The sequence below is a fragment of the Amycolatopsis sp. NBC_01286 genome, from assembly GCF_035982555.1.
Taxonomy (GTDB): Bacteria; Actinomycetota; Actinomycetes; order Mycobacteriales; family Pseudonocardiaceae; genus Amycolatopsis.
The window spans coordinates 6,102,814-6,123,961 of sequence record NZ_CP108428.1 but is presented as its reverse complement, the minus strand read 5'-3'; the positions used below and the strand labels follow the sequence as shown (position 1 = coordinate 6,123,961).

Annotated in this window: 18 protein-coding genes; 5 read left to right on the top strand and 13 right to left on the bottom strand. The window is 70.4% G+C overall.

The window, feature by feature from the left end; all coding sequences use genetic code 11:
• Nucleotides 1–13 precede the first annotated feature (13 nt).
• From OG570_RS29220 to OG570_RS29175, 10 genes are read right to left on the bottom strand one after another with little or no spacing between them, the layout of a single operon-like run.
• On the bottom strand, nt 14–1,378 hold the full coding sequence (locus tag OG570_RS29220) for an ATP-grasp domain-containing protein (RefSeq protein WP_326952351.1): 1,365 nt from the start codon (nt 1,376–1,378) through the stop codon (nt 14–16).
• Nucleotides 1,294–2,505: an MFS transporter gene (locus OG570_RS29215; RefSeq protein ID WP_326952350.1), complete on the bottom strand. Its 1,212-nt coding sequence runs from the start codon at nt 2,503–2,505 to the stop codon at nt 1,294–1,296. The genes OG570_RS29220 and OG570_RS29215 overlap by 85 nt, the downstream gene beginning before the upstream one ends.
• Complete coding sequence (locus OG570_RS29210) at nt 2,502–3,446, bottom strand: branched-chain amino acid transaminase (protein ID WP_326952349.1); 945 nt, start codon at nt 3,444–3,446, stop codon at nt 2,502–2,504. The genes OG570_RS29215 and OG570_RS29210 overlap by 4 nt, the downstream gene beginning before the upstream one ends.
• A gap of 13 nt (nt 3,447–3,459) precedes the next feature.
• The gene (locus OG570_RS29205) at nt 3,460–4,605 is read right to left on the bottom strand and encodes a GNAT family N-acetyltransferase (protein ID WP_326950812.1); all 1,146 of its coding nucleotides are present in this window, start codon (nt 4,603–4,605) and stop codon (nt 3,460–3,462) included.
• Between the two features lie 26 nt (nt 4,606–4,631).
• Entirely contained in the window at nt 4,632–5,849 is a 1,218-nt protein-coding gene (locus tag OG570_RS29200; RefSeq protein ID WP_326952348.1) for an ATP-grasp domain-containing protein, read from the bottom strand.
• Nucleotides 5,846–6,865 carry an Ldh family oxidoreductase gene (locus OG570_RS29195; RefSeq protein ID WP_326950814.1) on the bottom strand — a complete coding sequence of 340 codons (1,020 nt, stop codon included), beginning with the start codon at nt 6,863–6,865 and terminating at the stop codon, nt 5,846–5,848. Before OG570_RS29195 ends, OG570_RS29200 begins: the two co-directional genes overlap by 4 nt.
• Complete coding sequence (locus tag OG570_RS29190; RefSeq protein WP_326960198.1) at nt 6,862–7,899, bottom strand: enolase C-terminal domain-like protein; 1,038 nt, start codon at nt 7,897–7,899, stop codon at nt 6,862–6,864. Before OG570_RS29190 ends, OG570_RS29195 begins: the two co-directional genes overlap by 4 nt.
• A gap of 23 nt (nt 7,900–7,922) precedes the next feature.
• Nucleotides 7,923–9,230 (bottom strand): KamA family radical SAM protein, encoded by a 1,308-nt coding sequence (locus OG570_RS29185; RefSeq protein ID WP_326952347.1) that lies wholly within the window; start codon nt 9,228–9,230, stop codon nt 7,923–7,925.
• Nucleotides 9,230–10,213 carry an AurF N-oxygenase family protein gene (locus OG570_RS29180; RefSeq protein ID WP_326952346.1) on the bottom strand — a complete coding sequence of 328 codons (984 nt, stop codon included), beginning with the start codon at nt 10,211–10,213 and terminating at the stop codon, nt 9,230–9,232. The genes OG570_RS29185 and OG570_RS29180 overlap by 1 nt, the downstream gene beginning before the upstream one ends.
• Nucleotides 10,213–10,947 (bottom strand): TauD/TfdA family dioxygenase, encoded by a 735-nt coding sequence (locus OG570_RS29175; RefSeq protein ID WP_326952345.1) that lies wholly within the window; start codon nt 10,945–10,947, stop codon nt 10,213–10,215. The genes OG570_RS29180 and OG570_RS29175 overlap by 1 nt, the downstream gene beginning before the upstream one ends.
• A 285-nt stretch (nt 10,948–11,232) precedes the next feature.
• On the opposite strand from OG570_RS29175, the gene OG570_RS29170 reads away from it, so the two are divergent.
• Nucleotides 11,233–11,355, top strand: a complete 123-nt coding sequence (locus tag OG570_RS29170; protein ID WP_326950819.1) for a hypothetical protein — start codon at nt 11,233–11,235, stop codon at nt 11,353–11,355.
• 7 nt (nt 11,356–11,362) lie between these two features.
• Here the strand turns inward: OG570_RS29170 and OG570_RS29165 are convergent, their stop codons facing one another.
• Together OG570_RS29165 and OG570_RS29160 are read right to left on the bottom strand one after the other, a co-directional pair.
• Nucleotides 11,363–11,575: a HEAT repeat domain-containing protein gene (locus OG570_RS29165; RefSeq protein ID WP_326952344.1), complete on the bottom strand. Its 213-nt coding sequence runs from the start codon at nt 11,573–11,575 to the stop codon at nt 11,363–11,365.
• Nucleotides 11,576–11,586: 11 nt separating this feature from the next.
• A complete protein-coding gene (locus tag OG570_RS29160; RefSeq protein ID WP_326952343.1) occupies nt 11,587–11,784 on the bottom strand; it encodes a hypothetical protein in 198 nt (65 codons plus the stop codon).
• Between the two features lie 519 nt (nt 11,785–12,303).
• On the opposite strand from OG570_RS29160, the gene OG570_RS29155 reads away from it, so the two are divergent.
• Genes OG570_RS29155 through OG570_RS29140 form a run of 4 tightly spaced genes read left to right on the top strand, consistent with a single transcriptional unit; the run spans nt 12,304 to nt 15,289 of the window.
• Nucleotides 12,304–13,071, top strand: coding sequence for a PIG-L deacetylase family protein (locus tag OG570_RS29155; protein WP_326952342.1), 768 nt, complete (start codon nt 12,304–12,306; stop codon nt 13,069–13,071).
• Nucleotides 13,072–13,102: 31 nt separating this feature from the next.
• Nucleotides 13,103–13,561 (top strand): MarR family winged helix-turn-helix transcriptional regulator, encoded by a 459-nt coding sequence (locus OG570_RS29150; protein ID WP_326952341.1) that lies wholly within the window; start codon nt 13,103–13,105, stop codon nt 13,559–13,561.
• Entirely contained in the window at nt 13,558–14,961 is a 1,404-nt protein-coding gene (locus OG570_RS29145) for an MFS transporter (RefSeq protein WP_326952340.1), read from the top strand. The genes OG570_RS29150 and OG570_RS29145 overlap by 4 nt, the downstream gene beginning before the upstream one ends.
• Nucleotides 14,962–14,995: 34 nt before the next feature.
• Entirely contained in the window at nt 14,996–15,289 is a 294-nt protein-coding gene (locus OG570_RS29140) for a DUF1330 domain-containing protein (RefSeq protein WP_326952339.1), read from the top strand.
• 56 nt (nt 15,290–15,345) lie between these two features.
• Here the strand turns inward: OG570_RS29140 and OG570_RS29135 are convergent, their stop codons facing one another.
• Nucleotides 15,346–21,141, bottom strand: coding sequence for an RHS repeat-associated core domain-containing protein (locus OG570_RS29135; RefSeq protein ID WP_326952338.1), 5,796 nt, complete (start codon nt 21,139–21,141; stop codon nt 15,346–15,348).
• Nucleotides 21,142–21,148: the final 7 nt, after the last annotated feature.

The window sequence follows — 21,148 nt, the reverse complement described above, 5'->3', positions numbered from 1 at the left end:
GGCAAGGCTCGAATCAGGTGCCGGCCCCGACGTCGTCGGCAAGACCCGCGGACACGGACACCACCAGCGCGCAACGGGCGACGGCCTCACGTGCCCTGCGCACGGCAGCCTCGGCATCCGGGCCGTCGGCCCGGGCCCAGAGCGGCCGGGAGGCCGAGTCACTGAGACGACGTACTTCGTCGCCGACCGCCACGGCCAGCTGGACGTGCGAACCGTTCGCCCGAGCCTCGTCGAGACCGTCCACGCGCGTCAGGGTCCCGGTGCACGGGGCGGTACCGAACCAGATGGCCTGTACCGGCCCGTGGGGCTCGCTCAGCCGCCGGCGCGCGTCCGGCAGCACCGGTTCGCCGAAGGTGTGCCGGACCGCCAGGTCGACCAGGTCCACGCCGGTCGCATCGCGCACCAGGTAAGGGATCTCATCGCCGGCGAGCCGCAGGTGGGTCTCGATGGTGCGGGGGCCCACCTCGGTGAGCACCAGTTCCGTGTGACACGGTCCGTCCCGCACCCCCAGCGCGGTGAGAACCCGGCGCGTGTGGTCGGCGGCCGCGGCGAGCACGGCCTCGGGCAGATCCGCCGGCAGCACGTGGCCGAGCTCCACCAGGGTGGCGGGATCCGAGAATTTCCGGGTCACCGCCACCACGAGGTGCTCCCCGTGCTCGGAGAAGGATTCGACGCTGATCTGGACCCCGTGGAGGAACTCCTCCACGAGCACGCTCGCGGAGCCACTCCGGCCGGTGTGCGTCGAACCGACACAGCGCCGATAGGCCGCGGCCGACCGGTCCGGATCGGTGATCACGCCGACACCGGCACTGCCGGAGCCGTCGAGCGGTTTCACCACCCACGAACCCGGGTGGTCCACGAGCCAGCCCCGCAGTTCCTCACTGCTGTTCACGACGCGGGCCAGGACGTATTCGACACCGGCCGACCTCAGCGTGCGGCGCATCCGGTCCTTGTTGTGCACGGCGGCCACGGTGGCCGGGTCGTGCCCGGGCAGTCCGAGCGCGACACCGACCGCGGCCGCCATGTCCTGGTCACGTTCCCCGAACGTCACGACTCTGGTGATCGGATCGGCTTTGTCGACCAGCTGGGCCGCTTCGACCCACTCACGGGCCGAACAGCGCGCGCCCAGAGCCAGCACCCGCTCGTGCGCACCGGGCTGCTGAAGCTTCGGCAACAGGGGCAGCTGGCACAGCACGGACGTCCTCGTGCCCGGCCGGTGCTCCCGCAGCAGCCGGGGGATTTCCAGCCCGCCGCCGACCACCAGTACGTGTTCGGAATCCGCCACGTCCTCACCTACCTCTTCACCAGGGCTCGGCTTCTGCCACCGGCCACCATCAGCACGCCACCTACCGCGAACGCCACGGCCAAGCTCGCCCACCCCAACGGACCGCGTAGCACCACGGCCGTCATGAAGGGCGGCCCGAACGACAACTGCGCCGCGTTGCCGACGTTGAAAACACCCAGGTAGGCACCCATGGCACGGTCGGGCGCCAGCCGATGGGACAGTTCGAACGCCGCGGCGGAGTGCATGTTCTCCCCCACGGTCAGCACCATGACCGCGGCGACGGCCAGCCCGATCGCGCCCGCCGGGCACGCCGGCTCGGCGGCCAGGAACAACAGGCACGAACCGGCGAGCGGGGCGAGGGCACGAACCACCGTGCGGCGAGCCGCGGCCGGGCCCGCGCACCACCGCGACAGCGGCACTTGCAGCAGCACCGTCAGCACCGTGTTCGACGCCAGCAACGGGCCGATCAGCGCGGGCGGCGCCTGCGTCCTGGTCACCAGCCAGAGGGGGATCAGCGTGAACAGCACCGAATCATGGAGTGAGAGCACGGCATTGCCGATGGACATCAGCACGTATCGACCGTCCACCTTGGACCGTTGCCTCGGCCCGGCTGACGGCGCGGGCCGCGGGAGATCCCTCCCCAGTACCCGCACCACGACGAGCAAACCGACGTACGACAAGGCGTTCACCGCGAACCCGAGCCGGAACGACCACTCCGCGCCCATCGCGATCAGCACCCCGGAGCCCAGCAGCCCGAGGCTCATCCCGGCATTGCGCACGGTCCGCAGGACCGCCATCGATCTGGTGCGTTCGTCGGCCGCCTCGACCTGCACCACGAACGCCTGCTGGACCGCCGGGGCCGCCCGATCCAGCACGCACACCGCGCAGGTCAGCACCGCGTAGGCGGAAAAGGACGACACGAACACGAACCCGCTGTAGCCGATCGCTCTCGCCAGCAGCAGCACCGACCAGACGCGGTCGGCGCCGAATCGGTCGGCCAGGGCGCCGGCGAGCACCGGGGACGCCAGCCCGAGCAGGTTCGCCGCACCCAGCACCACACCGATTCGCACCGGGTCGACGCCCAGGTACGTGACGACGAAGACCGGCGCGAGCGCCAGGAACAGCCCGCTGCCCGTCGAGTCCCCGGCGGCCGCGCAGGCCAGCAGCCGTCCGGCGCGCGTACGCGGCGCGTAGCTGTCGTACAACCGGCGGGTGATCACGGCGCACCGGGTGCGGCTTCGAGGACATCGGCCGGAGCGGTCACCCAGTCCCGGTGGGCCGGCAGCCGACCCGAGATCGCCCGGTCGAACGCGCTTCGCAGGGCACCGAACACCGGCCCGGGCCGCTCGTCGCCGACCGGCATTCCGTCCAGACGCGTCACCGCGACCACTTCCATGGCCGTACCGGCCAGCAGCACCTCCGCCGCGGTGCGCAGCTCGATGCGGGCGAGCGGCCGCTCTCTGGTGGGTATGCCGAGGTCGTCCGCCAGCGTCAGCACCGCGTCGCGCGTGATGCCGGGCAGAATGCCCTCCTCGGCGGGCGGCGTGACGAGCGTACCGTCGACGACCGCGAACACGTTCGCCGCCGACGCCTCGGCCACCCGGCCGGCCTGGTTGAGCAGAATCGCCTCGTGGTCGCCGCCGCGCACCGCCTCGAGCCGGGCGAGCGACGGGTTCAGGTAGCCCCCCGTGGACTTCACGCTCGGTGGCAGCTGGGCCGGGCCGCTGCGAACCCAGCCGCTGACGCGCACCCGGATACCGCCGCCGGCCTCCGGCAAGTACCCGGCCCACTCCCAGCAGCCGATCGCCACCTGAACCTGGTCCAGCTGGGCCGCGACGGACATGACGCCCGGTCGCAGGAAGACCAGCGGCCGCAAGTAGCCCGATGACAGTCCGGAACGCTCGACCAGCTCGGCGCAGGCGGCCACGATCTCGCGGCCGGTGAACGGAATCCGCATGCCGAGGGCTTGCGCCGACGTGAACAGCCGGTTCACGTGCTCACGCAGGCGGAACACCAGCGGCCCGGAACGGCCGGGGTAGAACCTGATCCCTTCGTACGCCCCCCACCCGTAGTGCGTCGAGGGATTCATCAGGTGCACAACGGCGTCGCCGCTGTCCACGAGCCGGCCGTCCAGCCACACCGGGCCGTCGGTCACGTTCATCGGTGCCTCCCTCTCAAATTCCGCACTCGTGCGTCAACCGCGCCCGCTCGCCCCGGTCCTGCAGCGCGAGCGCGGAGCGCAACGACTCGTCGTCCGGCAGCCGGAACACGCCGTGCCGGCGCTCGAAGTGGCAGCCCCGCGTGCGTTTGGCCGGATAGCCGGCCAAGCCCAGCTCGAACCGCCGTACGCCGCGAGGAAGACCCCATTCCAGAGCGTCGTAGTAGACGACGTTGAAGTAGCAGAAGTCCTTCGGCCCGAGCCGGTCGTAGTCGAAGCCCGCCGTTCTCGCGTAGAGCGTCTCGTCGCGGCGCAGGCAGATCACGAAGCCGACCGGCTCGTCCTGCCGCAGCGACCTGATCACCACCAGCTCCGGTCCGCACCACCGGGCCAGCGCCTCGAACTCCAGGACGGTGCGCTCTCGCTCGGCGGGCAAGCCGTAACGGGTGCGCAGATTGCACCGCAGGTCCACCAGGTCGGACCCGATGGCGTCCGGCCCGGTGGCGATGTGGCTGCGGTCCGGGCCGGCGAGGTAGTCACGGCGCTCCTTCAGTACCCGGCCGCGTCGCCGGGACGACAGCGAGGCGACGTAGTCCTCCCAGCCGGTTCCTTCGCACTCCAGCACGCTTTCCGCGCCCAGCACCGCGATCTGGTGCTGCGGGGAGAGCGCCGGCCGGAGCCGGTCGAGGAACTCGTCCGTCAGGTACAGCAGGCCGTGACTGGCGCACCCCAGCTCCGCCGCGGCGTCGGCCACCGCACCGGGCAACCCGCGGCACACCTCGATCCGCTCGTCCGGACCGAGTGCCGGATCCACCACCACCCCGTGGTGGGCGCCGTACGTGCCCAGTGCGACGCTCGGGTAGGCCTTCGTCCGGGCGGCTTCCAGGTCCAGCGCTCGGAAGCGATCGGCGAGATCGGCGGCCAGCCGATCGTGATCACCGAAGGCACGTTCGTCACCGATCATCGCCGGCACGTCGTAGAACCGCAGCCCGCCCGGCTCCGGCGAGCGCAGCAACGGAGCCGAGAGCACCGGGCGGCCGGCACGGATGGCGACCAGGTTCAGCACCTCGTGCAGGGGCAGCTGCCCGGCCACCCGGCGGAACCCGGCCGACGACCACACCGGCGTGCGGCCGAACGGATCGACCCACGTCTCACTGTCCACTTCGGATGGTTCGGCAAGGATCCACTTCACCGGTCGCACGCCGCCTCGCTCCGCTCGGCCCGCCAGACTGTCCTGGCCTGCAAGAGATCGGCCGACAGCCGAAGGCGGTCGCACAGCTTCCGTTCGTCCGGCGCCGTCACCGTCCAGCTGAGCACGAAGTCCCCGGACTTGCGGCTCTCGTAGTCCGCCTCGTCCCAGAACTGCCCCGGGCGGGCGAGCACATCCAGGTCGTGCAGCCAGTCCTCGGTGCCTTCGGGCGGGCCCGACGGCAGCTCGACCAGCCGGCCACGCCGGGGTGGCAGCCCGTAGTTCGCCACCGGCAACGCGGCTTGCGCCGCCCGGCTGATCGCGTCCACGTCGACGGGCAGCCCGGCGGCCACCCGCAGCCACGTGCGGCGCAGATCGCAGTTCAGGGCTCGGTCGAGCATCGGCGGGATCGGGTGGCCGGGCAACCGCGAGGCGATCTCGCAGAGCACCGGTCGCCGGCCCTCGGCGACGAAGAACTCCGCGTGCAGAAGGAGACTTCCGGCCGACGGCAAGGCGTCGACCACCTGCCACAGCTCCTCGCGCAGGGCGGCGCGCCACGGGTGGTCGCCGGCCAGCAGATGGCTTCCGCTGCCACTGTCCTGCAAGTGCGCCAGACATCCCAGTTCGGTGTAGGCGGCCGGGAGGGCGAACACCCTGCGCCCGTCCACCACCAGGCCGTCCACGTGAACGACGTCGCCGGGTACGAACTGCTCGGCCAGATGATCGGGCAGTGTCGCCGGCAACCCGGCGAGATCGGACTCGGTGTGCAGCACCCGAACCCCGACACTGCCGGAGGACGACCGCGGCTTCACCACGAGAGGAAGGGCGAATCGAGAGGCGAAGCCGCGGACCTCCGCGGCGGTCTCCACGCGCTGCCAGTGCGGCCCTGGCAGGCCGGCGTCGGCCAGGTGCTCGCGCATCAGCGCCTTGTCCCGGTACGCCGCCGCACTCGGTCCTCGTTGCCCGGGCAGGTCGAGCAGGTCACGCAGTCGCGCCGCGGCCAGCACGTCGGCCTCGGCGAAGGACACCACCCGGCTGATCGGATTCCGACGCGCGACTTCCAGTCCGGCCGCGACCACGGCCTCGGTGGTGTAATCGCCGACCACCGTGACCGATCCCGCGCCGGAAGGCACCGGCCCGCCCGTCACAACGGCGCAGCCGGCGACATCGGTGAGATCAAGACCGCGCTGACGCGGGCTGAGCAGGACGAGGATCATCGCGGGTCCCGTTCCAGTGTGTCAAGCAAGGCGATGGTCGCCGCGTCGAGCTCGATGCCCTGCGCCAGCTGGCGCTCCCGGTTCCGGTGCTGCGGATCGCCGGGAACGAGCACGGGCCGCGCCGGATCGGCGGCGCGGCTGCCCTGCGTGGCGTCCAGCAACCGGGCCAGCGCCGCCGTGGCGGCTTCGGCACCGCCGAGCACCTCCGGGTCGATCGCCAGGAGCAGGTGGGCCACACCGCGGCCGTGCCGCGCCGTGCCGACGTGGGCCATTTCGAAGTCCAAGGGACCCCCGACCAGCACCGCGGTCAGCAAGGTGACGGCCATCCCCAGCCCTTGGCCTTTGTAGCCGCCCAGCGGTGCGAGTCCGCGTGCCCGCGAGGCGTCGAGGGTGCCGACGCCGTCGACGTCCACGGCCCAGCCCGGTTCCAGCGCCCGGTCCGCACGGCCGCGTTCCTTGATCTCGCCGAAGCACACCTGACTGGTCGCCATGTCCAAGCAGAACCGGTCACCGTAGGCCAGGGCGACCGGGTTGGTGCCCAGCAACGGATCGACGCCGTTGAACGGCGCGACCCGCGCCGCCGCCGAAGTGGTCACCAATCCGACCAGGCCGTGCGCGGCGATCCGGCGCGCGTAGCAGCCGGCCGCGCCGAAGTGGTTGGAACGACGGACGCCGATCAGCCCGATACCGTGCGTCTTGGCCCGCTGCACCGCGAGCCGGGCGCCGTGCAGCGCGGCGACGACGCCGAGCGCGTCGCCGGCGTCGACCTGCACCACCGGTCCGGTGTCCTTGACGATGACGATTTCGGGTGTCGCGGTGGCCACCGAACGCCGGAGTTCGTCCAAATAGGAGCCCAGCAGCCGGACGCCATGGGTGTGCACGCCCAGCAACGAGGTCTCGACGAGTACCTCGGCCACCTCGCGCGCCTCGGCGACGCCGTGCGCCGCGAGGGCAGTGGTGGCCACCTGCGTGATCTCGGCCGGATCGTGCCACCGGCGGGCGTCGATCGTGGTCAAAGCAGGCTCCCTGCCGGTTCGATGTGGGCCGGGGATTCCCAGTCCGGGACAAATCCGGTACCCGGGCCGGATGCCAGGCGGATACGGCCGGCGTCGTCCAGCAGCGCGCCATGACCGGTGTCGGTGGCCAAGAGCGCGATGGTGTCCAAGTCCACGTGGTCGGTCAGCCCGGCCAGGTGCGCGGCCGCACTGGCGCCCGCCGAGGACTCGGGCAGGCAGCCGAGCATGCTGCCGAGACCCGACTCCCGGCAGAGGCGCACCATCTCCAGGGCCGGGGTGATGCCACCGGCTTTGAGGACCTTGATGTTCACGCCGTCGAAGACCCCGACGGCCGACGCGACCTGGTCCGGGGTGGTCACCGACTCGTCGGCGAAGACGGGCAGGACGCCAGCGGCCCGCAACCGGCGGTGGGCAGCGACCTCGTTCGTGCCGAAGGGTTGTTCCAGCGCCACCACGCCCAGCTCCGGCAGGAGGTCGAGGACGTCGAACAGCTCCTCGGGCCGCCAGCACGCATTGCCGTCCACCCAGAACGGCGCATCGGTGTACTCACGCAGTGCTCGCAACACGTCGATGTCGCCGGCCCGTGCCAGTTTCACCTTGTACAGCCGCCACCCCGGAACGCGGCGGAGCTTGTCGACCATCGCCGTGACGGTGTCGAGACCGATGCTGTAGCTCGAGGATCTCCCCGTCGGGTCGGGCAACCCCAGGTGGTCGTACAGCGGCGCACCGGACAGGCGGGCGGCCAGGTCGTGCCCGGCGATGTCCAACGCCCCCAGGGCGAACGGACAGTCCGCCAGGATCGGCCGCAGCCGGTCCCAGGTCTGCGCCGGCGCCGTCGGGTCCGCGTCGCGCAACAGCGGCCGCACATCCTTCATCCGTCGAAGAAGTACTTCGGCGGTGGAGTTGTAGTCGGCCGTCATGAACACCGATGCCTCGCCCCAGCCGGAGCACCCGTCGGCGGACAGTTCCACCAGTACGGCCTGGTGCGCCGGAATCTCCTCCCGCGCACACCGCCACACGTCCTTGTCCACCATGCGCACCAAGTGCGTCCGCAGCCTCATCGGATGCCACCGGCGAAGAACTCGGCGTCCTGCGTCGCATAGGGGGTCAGTTCGTCCCACCATTGCGCACGGGGGTCGAACACCGCGTGAAAGGGACGGCCGACCAGGTCCGGGTCACGTGCCTGAAGGAATCGCAGTGCGAAGGCGGGTCCTTCGTGCAACTGCGTGATCCCGTCCACGGCGACCTTGCCCGGGGACGTCGACATCACCGGGCCGCGGGCGGTGCGGCCCAGACCGGACAGCGCCCGCACCGCACCCTGGTACGTTTCGAGGGCGCGGGCGATCGGCAACCCGAAGTACCGTCTCGCGCCGGTATCCCGCTCGACGAACATGTAGTAGGGCACCACACCGTGGCGGACCTGGCTTTGCCACAGCTGTGCCCACGTGTGCGCGTCGTCGTTGACGTGCCGGACAACCGGGGCCTGCGAGCGCAGCACCGCCCCGGTGGCGGACAACCTGCGCAGGGCATCGCGCGCCGCATCGGTCGACAGCTCCGCCGGGTGCGACAGGTGCAGCATCAACGCCACGTGCTTCCCCGCCAGCACCATCCGTTCGAGCAGCCGCAACAGCTCATCGGCGTCCCCGCCGGCCAGCAAACGGTGCGGCCAGAACGAAATCGCCTTGGTACCGATGCGAACCGTCTGTACGTGGTCGTGTTCCGGCCGCAGCAACGGCTCCAGGTACTGACGAATCAGCTCGGTGCGCATCACGAGCGGATCTCCGCCGGTCAGCAGCACGTCGACGATCTCCGGATGCCCGCGCAGGTAGTCGGTCATCACCTCCGGCCCGGAAACCGCCTGGCGCAGGTCCGGCCGGTCGACGAACTGGGCCCATCGGAAGCAGTAGCCACAGTAGCTGTGGCACGTCTGCCCGTGGCGCGGAAAGACCAGCAGCGTCTCGCGGTACTTGTGCTGGAGCCCCCAGCTCTGACCGTCTTCACCGGGCACGTTCAGGGTGATCTGATCGCCAGGGTGCGGGTTGAGCCGGTCCCGGACGCTGTCGGCCACGGCCCGCAGACCCGCCCGGCTCTCCGTGCGCATCGCCGACTCGACGGCTGCGAAATCCGCCGCCTCGAGCATGTCCCGGTGCGGGAAGACCAGTCGGTACATCCCGTCCGACGGTGCGCGGTCCCAGTCGATGAGCTGGTCGACGACGTACGAGCTGACCTTGAACGGCAACACCTGTGAGACGACGTCGACCTCGTGGGCGAGTCCGGCGTCACGGGTGCGATCGAGCACCAGCTCACGCAGCCGGCGCCCGGAGACCGTGCGCAGCGCCACGGCCTCGACGACCGGAGTGGCCATCACTTGTTCACTTCCGCTTTGCCCCAGTCGAAGTCGACCTGGCCGAGTACGTCCATTTCGGACATCAGCGAATGCAGGCCGGTGTAGTCGCGCACCAGCCGAGCACGGGAGGTGTCGGCCCTGGTCTCCGCTATCATTCGTTGCCGGCCGGGGACTTGCTCGATCTCTAGGATGCGTTCCCACGTGGAGTAGTCGGTAGCCACGAACGCCTCCAATCCCGCGACCAGCATGTCCAGGAAGAACCGCTTGCGATCCGGGTCGAGCACCTCGTAGATGACTTTTCCGAGTTCGTCGGAAATCGAGGCGTGGCAGTACTCGTCCCGATTGTGCAGTGTCGCCGTCGTGGAGTTGACGACCTGGATGTCCGGGTCCGCGGCCAGCAGGTCCAGGTAGGCGTTGATCGAGATCTCCGAGACCGTGGCGAAGGCCAGTGTCGTCAGACTGCGCTGCCACCGTTCTTCGGCTCGATCGCGCAACGCCTGGTGCACGACGGCGGTGTGCGAGTCCGGAAGCCAGGCGTCGGGCAGCGCGGCTTGCCGCTTTCGCCGGGTCACCGCACTGGCACCGATGTGCATCAGGGTGTGGTACTGCTCGTCCACCATCGCCTGAGCGAGCGCGATCTCCATGGTCGGACCACCGAGGCCCGGGAACTCACCCTCCATCACCAGCGCGAAAGCCGGGTTCGCCACCCGCTGCTCGGCCAGCACCGTGTGCCGGTTGTAGGCGATCCACGCCCAGCTCAGCAGACGCGAACGGACATGGTCGGGAAGCCCCAGCCAGGTCGGATGGTCGTGGAAGGGGACGAGGTGCTCCGGGTAGTCCGGGCGGCCGACGTCGAACAAGTCGTCGAGGTCCGGCTCGTCCCGCTTCACCGTCGCCCGGCGCCGCCAATTGCCGGCGAGGCGACCTATGACGGCGCTTTCGACGTTGTTTTCCGGGTCGAACGACGGCAGCCCCGGAATGTGCAGGAGGTTTTCTTCCATCACGCCACCCTCCGGTCCGAGACCCAGAACCGGGTCAGATGGCGCCGCTTGTCCTGATAACTCGACCGCGCGTGCAGCATTCGCTGGTTGTCCCAGACGAGCAAACCATCGTTCGGAATGAGAATGCGAGTCCGGAATTCCGCGAAAAGGTCACTGACCCGATGGGCCAGCGCCCGCCCGGCCGGCCCCAGCGGCAGCTCGCCCTCGACGGGAGCCGCGGCAAGAGGCGGATCGTAGTCGCCCGCGGTCAGCAGGTTGAAGCTGAACCTCAGCAGCCGCCGGCCGCCGGCCGCCGAGCCGAGCATCGTGGTGCGCAGCCGCCTCCCGTCCGCCGCCGGGAACACGAGTTCGGGCTCGACCAGCAGGGCCGCTTCCTCCTCGGTGAGCATGGGCAGCAGCGTCTCCACATCGAGCAGGTCCGTGTGGCCACCACCGCAGCGAGCCTGCCGGTGGCAGTACAGCGCCAGGTAGGCAGGACTCGGGTCCCACCCGGGCGCCTCCGTGTGCGCCAGAATGGTGTTCGCACTCTGTGAATACGAGCGCCCGTCGTTACCCGCCCGATAGGTGACTTCGTGGGTGGGCGAACCGCTGTACTGCGGAATGAGCTCGCCGATCCGCCCCAGCACCTCGGCCGCGGAATCCTGTCCGCCGACATCCCGCAGAACTACGTAGCCGTGCTCGTCCAGCACATCGCGGGCAAGCTCCGCCGGTGCCGGCAGAAATGGTCTCCCCATTGACTGCCCCCTGTTTCATCAGTAAAAGCGCCAAGACCGCTCACAGCGGTTGCCACTGACGGATCTCGCAGGCCCCGTGGCGCGGCCGATCGACGACCGCGGCCCCGCACGCCGATCCGGGTCGCGACGCGTCACCCCAATCCCCGGACGAGCCTCCCCGAATCTCTCCCAGCCCTCTTGGCTCGAACACCGTCGCATCGGCCGTCGACAATCCGTCGACAATCCGTCGACAGTCGATCAAGGCCCCGCCGCTCGCGTTCTGCCGATGGATGTCAGTCGTTCCCGGTGCCCTACCTCTGGCGGGAGCTGCCCGGCCATTCGCCGGTCGCCGCCGAGCACGCCGACGTCGACACGTGGCGGATCTATCTCAGCGACTTCGGGCCGGCCACATCGACGCATTCGACCTGATGTCTGGTTACAGGTGGCGGGAATCGATCCGCCACGCCAGCAGCGACAGAATCGCCAGGCGACGTACGACGGCATCCGGATCTTGGCGAATCGTGCGGCAGAGCAGTGGCAACACCCGTCGGCCGACGTCCTTGCCGAGCCGTCGCCGACCGAGAGCGGCCACGGCGTGCCGGCGGATGATGAGGTGTGGCGAATTCAAGCCGGTCATCGCGGTGCCCACCTCGTGCGCTGCTATATATCGCAAAAGCCGTTACAAGGCGCGAAATACTGGCCCAGCGCAGGCAGGTACGCCGGGCGCCGCTCGATGAAATCCGCCAAGGGGTGGCAATCCCGCGGCGGCGCGACGACGGCACTGACCACCACTTCCGAGGGGAGGCTTTCGGCCCGGTCGAGAACGAGGTCGAGGCGACCGAGGCGGGACAGCGACATCGCAGGCCCGGGAAGGCTGCGGGACCGAGGTCACGCAGAGCCGATTCGGCGCCTTCGGACCGGACGTCGCCCTCGGAGTTTCCCAGCAGAGGAGCCAGGTACGCGGCGCGTTCGGGGGGTGGGAGTGCGGCGACGCCGGCCAGCGCGACCGACCGCGCGTGCAGGCCGGGAAGTGACGGCGCACCTCGCCGGCGGTCAGGACGCGCCTGATCACCGTGTCGTGCTGTTCCTCGTCGAGGAGCAGCACCACGAAGTCACTGCGGGTGACGCCCTTCTCGCGAAGCGTCTCTCGCGCTCGGAGGCAGACGCGGACCAGCGCCGTCAGGTAGCGGTCGAAGGTGGCCTGCCAATGCTCGGCTGTCCCGGAGCACGCCTGAGCGGTCAGGTCCTTTCCCAGCGTGCGGCCGCGTCGTCGGGGAGCCAGTTGTCGAGGTGGAGCTCCCAGTCGCCCGTGGCAGCCGTTCATCGGCACCTCCGAAAGAACCGGCGGCCGGTTCCGAGGTGTGGAAGGTTGGCGCCATGACAGTGCCTGCGCTTCCCGAGGAGTCCTTCCACCGCGTGCTCTGCGTCGTCGCGCACCCTGACGACATGGAGTACGGCGCGTCCGCGGCCGTCGCTCGCTGGACCGCGCGCGGCATCGAGGTCGGCTACCTCCTGCTCACCCGCGGCGAAGCCGGCATGCCGAACCCTCCCGAAGAGACCGCACGCCTGCGTGTCGCCGAGCAGCAGGCCGCCTGCGCCGCCGTCGGCGTCACTCACCTGACCATCCTCGAACACCCGGACGGCGTGCTCGTCTACGGCCTCGACCTGCGCCGGGACATCTGCCGGGAGATCCGCCGGTTCAAGCCCGACGTCGTCCTCGGCACCGGCTACGAGATCGAGACGCCCTTCGGCTTCGACCAGGCCGACCACCGCGCGGCCGGACTCGCGACGCTCGACGCGGTGCGCGACGCGGGCAACCGGTGGGTCTTCCCGGAGCAGGTCGACGACGAGGATCTCGAACCGCACTCGGTGCGCTGGTTGATCCTTCCCGGGCTGGCCGGTTTCGCGACCCACGGCGTCGAGGTCACGGGTGAGCCGCTGCGCCGCGGCATCGCCTCGCTCGAAGCGCACGCCGCGTACCTGGCCGCGCTCCCGGACCACCCGGCCCCGAAGGACTTCATCCCGAAGTTCACCGCGATGAGCGGCAAGGCCATGGGCGTCGAGCACGCCGTCCTGTTCCGCGCCCACGACCTGCAGGCACCACCGGAGTTAAGCATCGACGAACCCCGATCAGGGGATGCATAAAGAGTTAATATAAAGCTGCTATGCTTAGGGCATGAGTCGCCGAGACGCCGCGCGCGGCGCTTCCGATGCCATCGGGTCCGCCCTCTACGGGCTGGCCACCAGGGCCGTGAGACGTCTTCCCCGCGACATGAGCCTGACGTCCGCCGCCACCTTGGCCACCCTGGACAAGACCGGCCCGCGGCGGATCACCGATCTGGCGGTGGCCGAGGGCGTCACCCAGCCCGCGATGACCGTCCTGGTCCGGGTGATGGAGGAAGCCGGGCTGGTCGAACGGAAGGGCGATCCGTCCGACAAGCGGGTCACGCTGGTGTGCCTGACCGAGGCCGGCGCGTCGTACGTCCGGACGCGCCGCCAGGCGGGCGTCGACGCGTACGCGCGGTTGATCGGCGAACTCACCGGTGACGAGGTCGAGGCCCTGGCCGCTGCCCTTCCGGCGCTGCGGCACCTGGCGGAGCTCGAAAGCCACGCCCGCGAAGGGGCGGACCGGTGACCGAGGCCGAGACGATACGTTCCGAGGCACGTCTGCTGGTCCCCGCCCTGATGTTCATCGCCCTGGTCGTGGCGGCGGTCGCCAGCCTCGGGACGCCGCTCATCACCAGCGTGGCGACCACGTTCCACGTCTCCCTCGACAGCGCGCAGTGGACGCTGACCATCGCCCTGCTCAGCGGCGCCGTCGCCACACCCGTCCTCGGCCGGCTCGGAGCCGGGCCGCACCGGCGGGCCACGATTCTCGCCACGCTGGCGATCGTCGTCGCCGGCAGCGCGCTCACCGTGCTGCCGCTGCCGTTCGCCTGGCTGCTCGTGGGCCGAGCGGCCCAAGGCGCCGGCCTCGGTCTCACGGCGTTGATGATGGGCGTGGCCCGCGACCACCTTCCCGAAGAGCGCAGCGCGCCCACGATCGCCCTGATCTCCGTGGTCTCCATCATCGGCGCCGGCGTCGGCTACCCCCTGGCCGCGCTGCTCGCCGAGTTCGGCGGACTGCGGGCCGCCTACGGCCTCGGCCTGCTCGTCACCGCCATCGCCTTCGTGACCGCGTGGCGCTCCATGCCCGCGGCTCCCGCAGGCCGCTCCGCTCGCGTGAACGTGGCCGGTGCGCTCGTCCTGGCGGGCGGGCTGTTCCTCGTCCTGTTCCTGGCCGGCGAGCGGAGCCTGTGGAGCCGGCACCTCGCCGTGGCCGTGATCCTTGCCGTCGCCGCCGTGCTCCTGCTCGGCGTCTGGGCCGTCTCCGAACTGCGAACCAAGACGCCCCTGATCGACGTCCGGGCGGTGCGGCACCCGGCGGTCGCCGGGGCGAACATCGCCATGTTCGTCGGCGGCAGCGGCATGTACCTCCTGCTCACGCTCATCACCCGCTACGCGCAGACGCCGCACAGCGCCGGTTACGGCTTCGGGCTGACCACCTTCGTGGCGGGGCTGGTCCTCATCCCGTTCTCCGTGCTGGGGTTCGTCGCCGGCAAGCTCACGCCGCGGGTCCGGAAGCGGATCGACGGCCCTCTGCTCCTGGCCGTCAGCGCCGCCATCGTCGGCGGCGGGTTCGTCCTGTTCGCCACCGCCCGATCCAACCTGGCCGAACTGCTCGCGGCCATGGGCGTGCTGGGCTTCGGCGTCGGCAGCTTCTCGGCCGCCATGCCCGGCGTCATCCTGGCCGTCACCCCCCAGAGCGAGACGTCGAGCGCCATGAGCTTCAACTACGTCGTCCGCAGCGTCGGGTACTCCCTGGGCAGCGCCATCGGCGGCCTGATCCTCGCCGCGGGCACCGCCACGGACCGCCTCTTCCCCGACGACAGCGCCTACACCACCGCGGCGCTGGTCGGCGTCGGCGCCATGATGATCACGACGCTGGCCGGCCTCGCCCTCGCCCGCCGGCGCTCGTCCGAGACAACGCCGTAAGTCAGATGCATTTCATCCCGACACTGGAGGTTCCATGCCCAAGGGCTACTGGGTCAGCGTCTACCGTTCCATTTCGGACCCCGAGAAGCTGGCTGCCTACAACAAGCTGGCCGGCCCGGCCGTCAGGGCCGCGGGCGGGCGGGTGCTCGCCCGCGACGGCCGGGTCGTCGCCCACGAAGCCGGAATCGTCCAGCGCACCATCCTGATCGAGTTCGACAGCTTCGACCAGGCCGTCGCCGCCCGCGCGAGCGCGGCCTACCAGGAGGCGCTGACCGCACTCGCCGACGGCGTCGAGCGCGACTTCCGCATCATCGAAGGCCTCGACTGACCGGCGGGGACCGGGCACGTGGCCCGGTCCCCGCTCGTCGTGCTCGAGCCGAGGTGTTACTTGGGCTTGCGGCTGTCGCTGAGCCGCCACGACTTGGCGTACTCGAGACTCCCGTCCATTTCCCACCCACCTGGATCTTTGCCGAACAACGGCATCGCGGACGGGCCTACCCCCACGCCACCCCACCACTTCCCGGAGTCACCCCGGCCGAAATCTATGCTCCCCACTCCGAGCGGAATGCTGAAGCCCCAGCCCGAACCGCCGAGGTCCTCGATCGTCCCTTCGGCGATCTTGAAGCCGTAAGTGGCTCTGGTGCCCACGGACGGCGAGAATCCCATCTTTCCGGACGCCGAGATGCCATCGCCGTACTTGTCGATTCCGTGGCACACCTCACCGGCGAAATACCCGCCGGCAGCGATGCCCGCACTGAGGCAGTCGGCGATCGTGAAGTGGTCGAAGAACTTCTCCTTCATCTCCTCCTTCCACTCGTACGCCTCGCGGATGGGACGGAAGAACTCCTCGATCAGGTTGATGTCGGGGCCGTGCCCGGGAGGCGTCGCCGCCTTCTTGGCCTCGGCCTGCACGGCCTTGTCGGCTCCGCACGCCGCGCTGATGCCGGACGTGTCGAACAAGCCGCCCTTGCTCTTGCACGAGTCGGGTGTGAGCTGCCAGCTCGGGATCACGCCGCACGCCTTGCCCGGGGTGCAGCCGATCGTCGGCCGGGGACCCTTGTCCTTGGCGATCGGCCCGATGAACAGCTTGTTCTTGGGCAGTGTCAGGCCGGGGTTGGCCGGGGCGGCGATCGACGGCGGGATCCAGCTCACCGGCGGGTTGTAGGTGCTGGCCGGGCTCGTGTTGGGGGCCCAGCCGCCACCGGCGCACTCGCCGTCCGGGCACATGGTCCGGGTCAGCCCGCTCGGGTCGCTGTAGGTGACCGGACTGTTGCCGCCGTAGGCGTAGCCGTTCATCTGCTGCGGGTCGGCCATGGCCAGCACCGGGTCGACCGAGGCGAAACGGCCGGTCGACGGGTCGTACTCGCGGGCGCCGAGATGGGTCAGCCCGGTGCTCGCATCGGTGGTGCCACCGACGAATCCGCGATCTCCGGGCCACGCCGACGACGTACCGCGCGGGCCGCCGAACGGCAGCTGACGGCGGCGGGTGACGTTCTGGCCCGAGTCGATCGCGATCTGCCCGGTGCCCTGGTGGTCCGCGGCCAGCCAGGTCAGCGGGCCCGTGTCCACGCGCGTCGCGATGGTCTTGCCGCCGAACGTGTAGTACCGCGTCACGATCGGGTTGCCGCCGCTGCGGTTCACCCGCACCTCCTGGTTGCCCAGGTAGAGGGTGGTCGCGTCGGGGTCGCGCCGGATGAGCCGGCCGTCACCGGCGTCGTAGCCGAACGACGTCTGCTTGCCGTCGGCGGCGGTGGAGGCGGCCAGGTGGCCTTCCTCGTCCCACGTCATCGTCGTCTCCGCGCCGGCGGTCTTGCGGCTCTTCGTGTTCCCGACCGCGTCGTAGCCGAACTGCTCGACCCCGGCGACGCCCGGTCCGCGGGTGGCCACGGAACTGAGCGCGTGGGCGTGGCCCGGCGTCTCGTAGGTGTAGTCGCGGGTGGTGGTGCCCGACGCCGTGTGCTGGACCTCCGCACGCCGGTCGCCGGCCGCGTCGTAGCTGTAGGAGTGCCAGTACGGTGCCGGGCCGCTGAGGCCGGCGACGGACGGCTCGCCCTGACAGCCCGCGGTTTCCGACCAGGTCTGCGCCGTGGGCGTCCACGCCTCGGTGAGTCGTTGGAGCTGGTCCTGGCGGAAGCACTGGATGTCGGCCGCCGCGGACTTGTCGGCGACCGAGGTGATGGATCCGGCCGGGCTGTAGGTGTACCGGACGTCGGACTGCATCGGCGACGGCACCTCTGCGTCCACAATGGACCTGGTGAGCCTGCGGGTGTTGCTGTCGTAGTAGGACGACAGCCAGACGTGGCCGGTGCCCGAGCCCAGCTGCATCCGTTGCACCTCGCCGTACCGGGTGTAGCTGGTCGCGCTGACGTGCTCGACGGTGGCCCCGCCGGCCTCGCCCGTGCTCGTGCTCGGCAGGCCGAGGTCGTTGTAGGAGTACGTGGCGGTCTCGGAAGGCAGGTCCCGCACGGCCGGATAGGTCTCGCTGGACACACTGCCGTCCGGGTTGTAACCCACGTAGCTGTTGTAGGTGCCCGCGAGCAGTCCTTCCTCCGCCGGGATGGTCACCGAGGTGCCGGTGGGCTGGTACGACGGGTGGTAGCCGAGCACATCGTTGCGGTAGGCCCGGCCGCCGGCCCATCGCGTGGCCGACGCGATCCGGCCCTTGCCCAGTTTGACGGTGTCGTACGTCATCTCGGTGAGCTTCGCTCCGCCGATCCGGTCGAGGAACGTGCCGGTCTCCCGGCCGAGACTGTCGTACGCGTGCGCGATCGTGACACCCAGGGCGTCCCGGGTCGTGGTGAGCTGGTCGGCGTCGTCGTAGGTCTTCGTCGTGGCCCCGACGTCCGGGTCTTCGGCGCGGACCTGACGGCCGAGCAGGTCGTAGGTGTACCGCCAGACGGCACCGGCGGGACTGGTGAGGGTGGCCAGCGGCCCGGACGGGTGATAGGTGTAGCGCGTCGTCTCGTAGGAGGCGGACGGCGCGGGCGTGGTGTAGTGCCGCAGTTCGATCGTGCGGCCGCGGGCGTCGTTGATCGACGTCGTGGCGGTTCCGCCGGCCGGGGGAACCGTGTCGACCCGGTCGCCGCCGTACTTCTTCGTCGTGCGCCGGCGTTCGGTGGCTCCGCCGTAGTAGATCGACGCCACGGTGCGGCCGATGCCGTCGTACTCGGTGCGGGTCAGGCCAGGCACCGCGGCGTCGGCGGCGATCCACAGGGTCGTGTCCACCGGGCCGTCCTGGAAGTACGGCTGGGTCGTCTTCCAGACCCGGCCCTGCGAGTCGTACCGGGTGTCGGTCAGCAACCGGCCGCCGCCCTGGGCCGGCGCCTGCGCCTGCCGTGGCCGCAGCAACCCGTCGAGCAGTGCGACGCCGCTGATCTCGTTGCCCTTCGGCCCGATCTTGGTCGTGGTCACCGCGCTCAGCGCGTCGTTGCGGATCTGGTAGGTGAAGGCGTAGCTGGGCTTCGGGTTGCCGGCCCTGGCCCGCTGGGGCAACCAGACCCCGGCCTGACGGCCGAGTGGGTCGTAGGTGGTCTCGGTCTTGCGGAGGTTGGGGTCGGTGACCAGGGCCGGGAGGCCCCAGGCCGGGTGAAGTGCCTTGGTGGTCACCAGCCCGGCCGGTGCGGCGGCGATGCCGGGGCTGGTGGACGCGACCTGCGTGACCGGGCCGCCCACGGCGGGTGTGTAGGCGGTCTTCGTCGTGTCGCCCAGGCCATCCGTGGCCGCGATCACGCGGCCGTGCAGGTCGTATTCGTTCGTGGTCGTGACGTAAACGGGGCCGGTGGCCGGGCGCTCCTTGGCGGTCTTGACCGACGTCGCGTTGCCGTTGCCGTCGTAGGTGGTGACGACGTCCGAGACGGCGTCCCGCGGGTACTGCGCGGTCTGTCCACAGCCGACGGCATCGACCTGCACCCGGGACGGCAGGTTCATCAGCCACTTGGCCGGCTTGCGCTCGTACTCGGTGGTGGTGCACTGGTCGTCGTCGGTCCTGGTCACGTCACCGAGGTCGGCGGACTTCAGCGGCAGGCCGTGGTCGTCGTACGTGGTCACGGTTTTCGTGGTGAGCGTGCCGCCGGAGGCGAGTGCGGTGAAGAGCCGCTGGGTGCCGGCGAAGACGATGTAGGCCTGGTACTCACCGCGGGTCGCGGTCGGGCCCTTCCAGTCCGGGTCGGTGATCGTCTTGGTCAGCCTCGGCGGATCGGGCTGGTCCGACGGCACCGCCCGCTCGAAGCTCGAGGCCTCGAAACCGAAGCCGCGCAGCCAGTCCTTGTCGTCGCGCTCGACGCCCTCCGAGTCCTTCACCTTGGCCCCCCGGGTACCGCCGCCCGGTTTCCGATCGCCGTCCATGCCGCGGTAGAACCGCTGCTCGGTCATGCTCACCGGGCCGGCCGGGTCGCTCGGCGAGCCGGACCGGGTCCTGACCCGGCCGAAGCCGCGGAACTCGTTCCAGGTCTTCTTGTCCTCCTTGCCGAATTCGGAGGTGTCCCAGTGCCAGGCCGCGCCGTCGAGGTACTCGTACCGGGTGGACTGCTGGGTGCTGCTGGAGAGCCGGTCGGACTGCGTCACCTCGGTGACCACGTACTTGTGGAAGAAGTCCGTACGCTCCTCGTAGTTGCGCTTGGCCCAGCGCACCGGGAAGCAGCGCAACGTGTTCGTCTCCGGATGTTCCTTGTCCGGCAGGGGCCCGCCCGCCGCGCATTCCGGGCTGTAGGTCACCGAGGTCACCCCGCCGGCCTCGGAGACGACACCGGTGAGCCGGTAGCGGACCAGCGGGGAGATGCCGTCGTCGATCGTGTCGACGCGGTTGGCGAACTTGGTGCCCTCGAAGGTGACCGGGGGCAGGGTGCTCTGGCCACCGACCAGTCCGGTGTGCGTGATCGCCTTGAGCCACAGCACGGCCTTCTCGCCGTCACCCGGGTCGGGGTACTGCTGGTCGAGTGTCCAGCGGTCCACGTCGACGGGCACGGTGCCGCCGAGGACCTGGGTGGTGATCGTGGACAGGCGCTTGGTCGAGTAGAACGACGGCGCGTGCTGGTCCTTGCAGGTCGGGGTGGCGCACTCGCCGTCCCAGAACACGTCCGGCCAGTTGTTCTTGTCGTCGCGGGAACAGGTGCTGCCGGGGACGCAGCGGTCGGCCGTGGCGAACACGACCCGGCCGCTCGGCGCGACGGCGGAGTCCTCCCGCAGGCCGTAGTCGACGCGCGCCAGCGTGCCGCCGCGGATGTAGGACACCGCGGTGTCCTTGCCGTTCAGGCCGTAGGAGTTGGCCTCCGGTTCGTAGAAGTACCGCACCACGTTGCCGTTGCGGTCGACGATCTTGTCCAGGTTCCAGCGCCACGCCTGCGCGCACTGCGACGTGGCGAACGATCCGCCGTGGCAGGGCTCGCCCGCGTCGTCGCCGAACACCGGGACGGTCCAGGTGGACTTGGCGTCCGGCTGCGAACCGAAGAAGTACTGCGTGCCGTCCAGCGCGGTGATCTTCCAGAACTCGCCGTTGTCGTCGGAGTTCCCGGCGCCGTCGAGGCGTTCGACGCGGGAGCCGTCGTCGCTTCTGGTGCGCCAGTCGCCGGTGTCGTCGTCGCGGATGAGCATCCCGCCGCCACCGCTGTAGGCGGCCGTGGCGTTGTCGCTGCGCCAGCAGAGGTCACCGACCGCGGGCGGCTTGACGTCGCCCTCGGTGTCGTCGGCGCAGCCGCCGTAGGACCGCTCGACGAACCCCGGGGAGAGGTCCCAGCCCTCACCGACCCAGGACGGCTGGTTGTTGGTCGCGCTCGTCCGGCCGTCCACAGTGGACGACTGGTACGACAGCGCGAGCGACGGCGCCAGCCCGCCCGGCGCCGGCGGCACCCGAAGCGGGTAGGACCAGCTGAAGTCCCCGGTGTGCGGGGCGACCTCCCAGGTGGCCGACGGCGCCAGCGAGGTGGCCGTCGGTGTCCCCGCGCCCTCCTGTGCGGGCTTGGCGGGCTGGTTGCCGAGCAACGCGTCCGCGGTCGCCTGATCCGTGGGCCGGGTCCCGACGGCGTCCGCGGTCACCGGCGTGGAGGCCGTGCCGGGCAGCTCGACCGACGGGCCCCCGCCCGCGGCCGCGGCCACCCCGGGCACGCCGGCGGCCGGCGCCAGTGTCACCAACAGCACCGCCGCCAGACCGCGGGTGAGCCCGCGACGTAACCAGGTCCTGCGCACAGAGTTC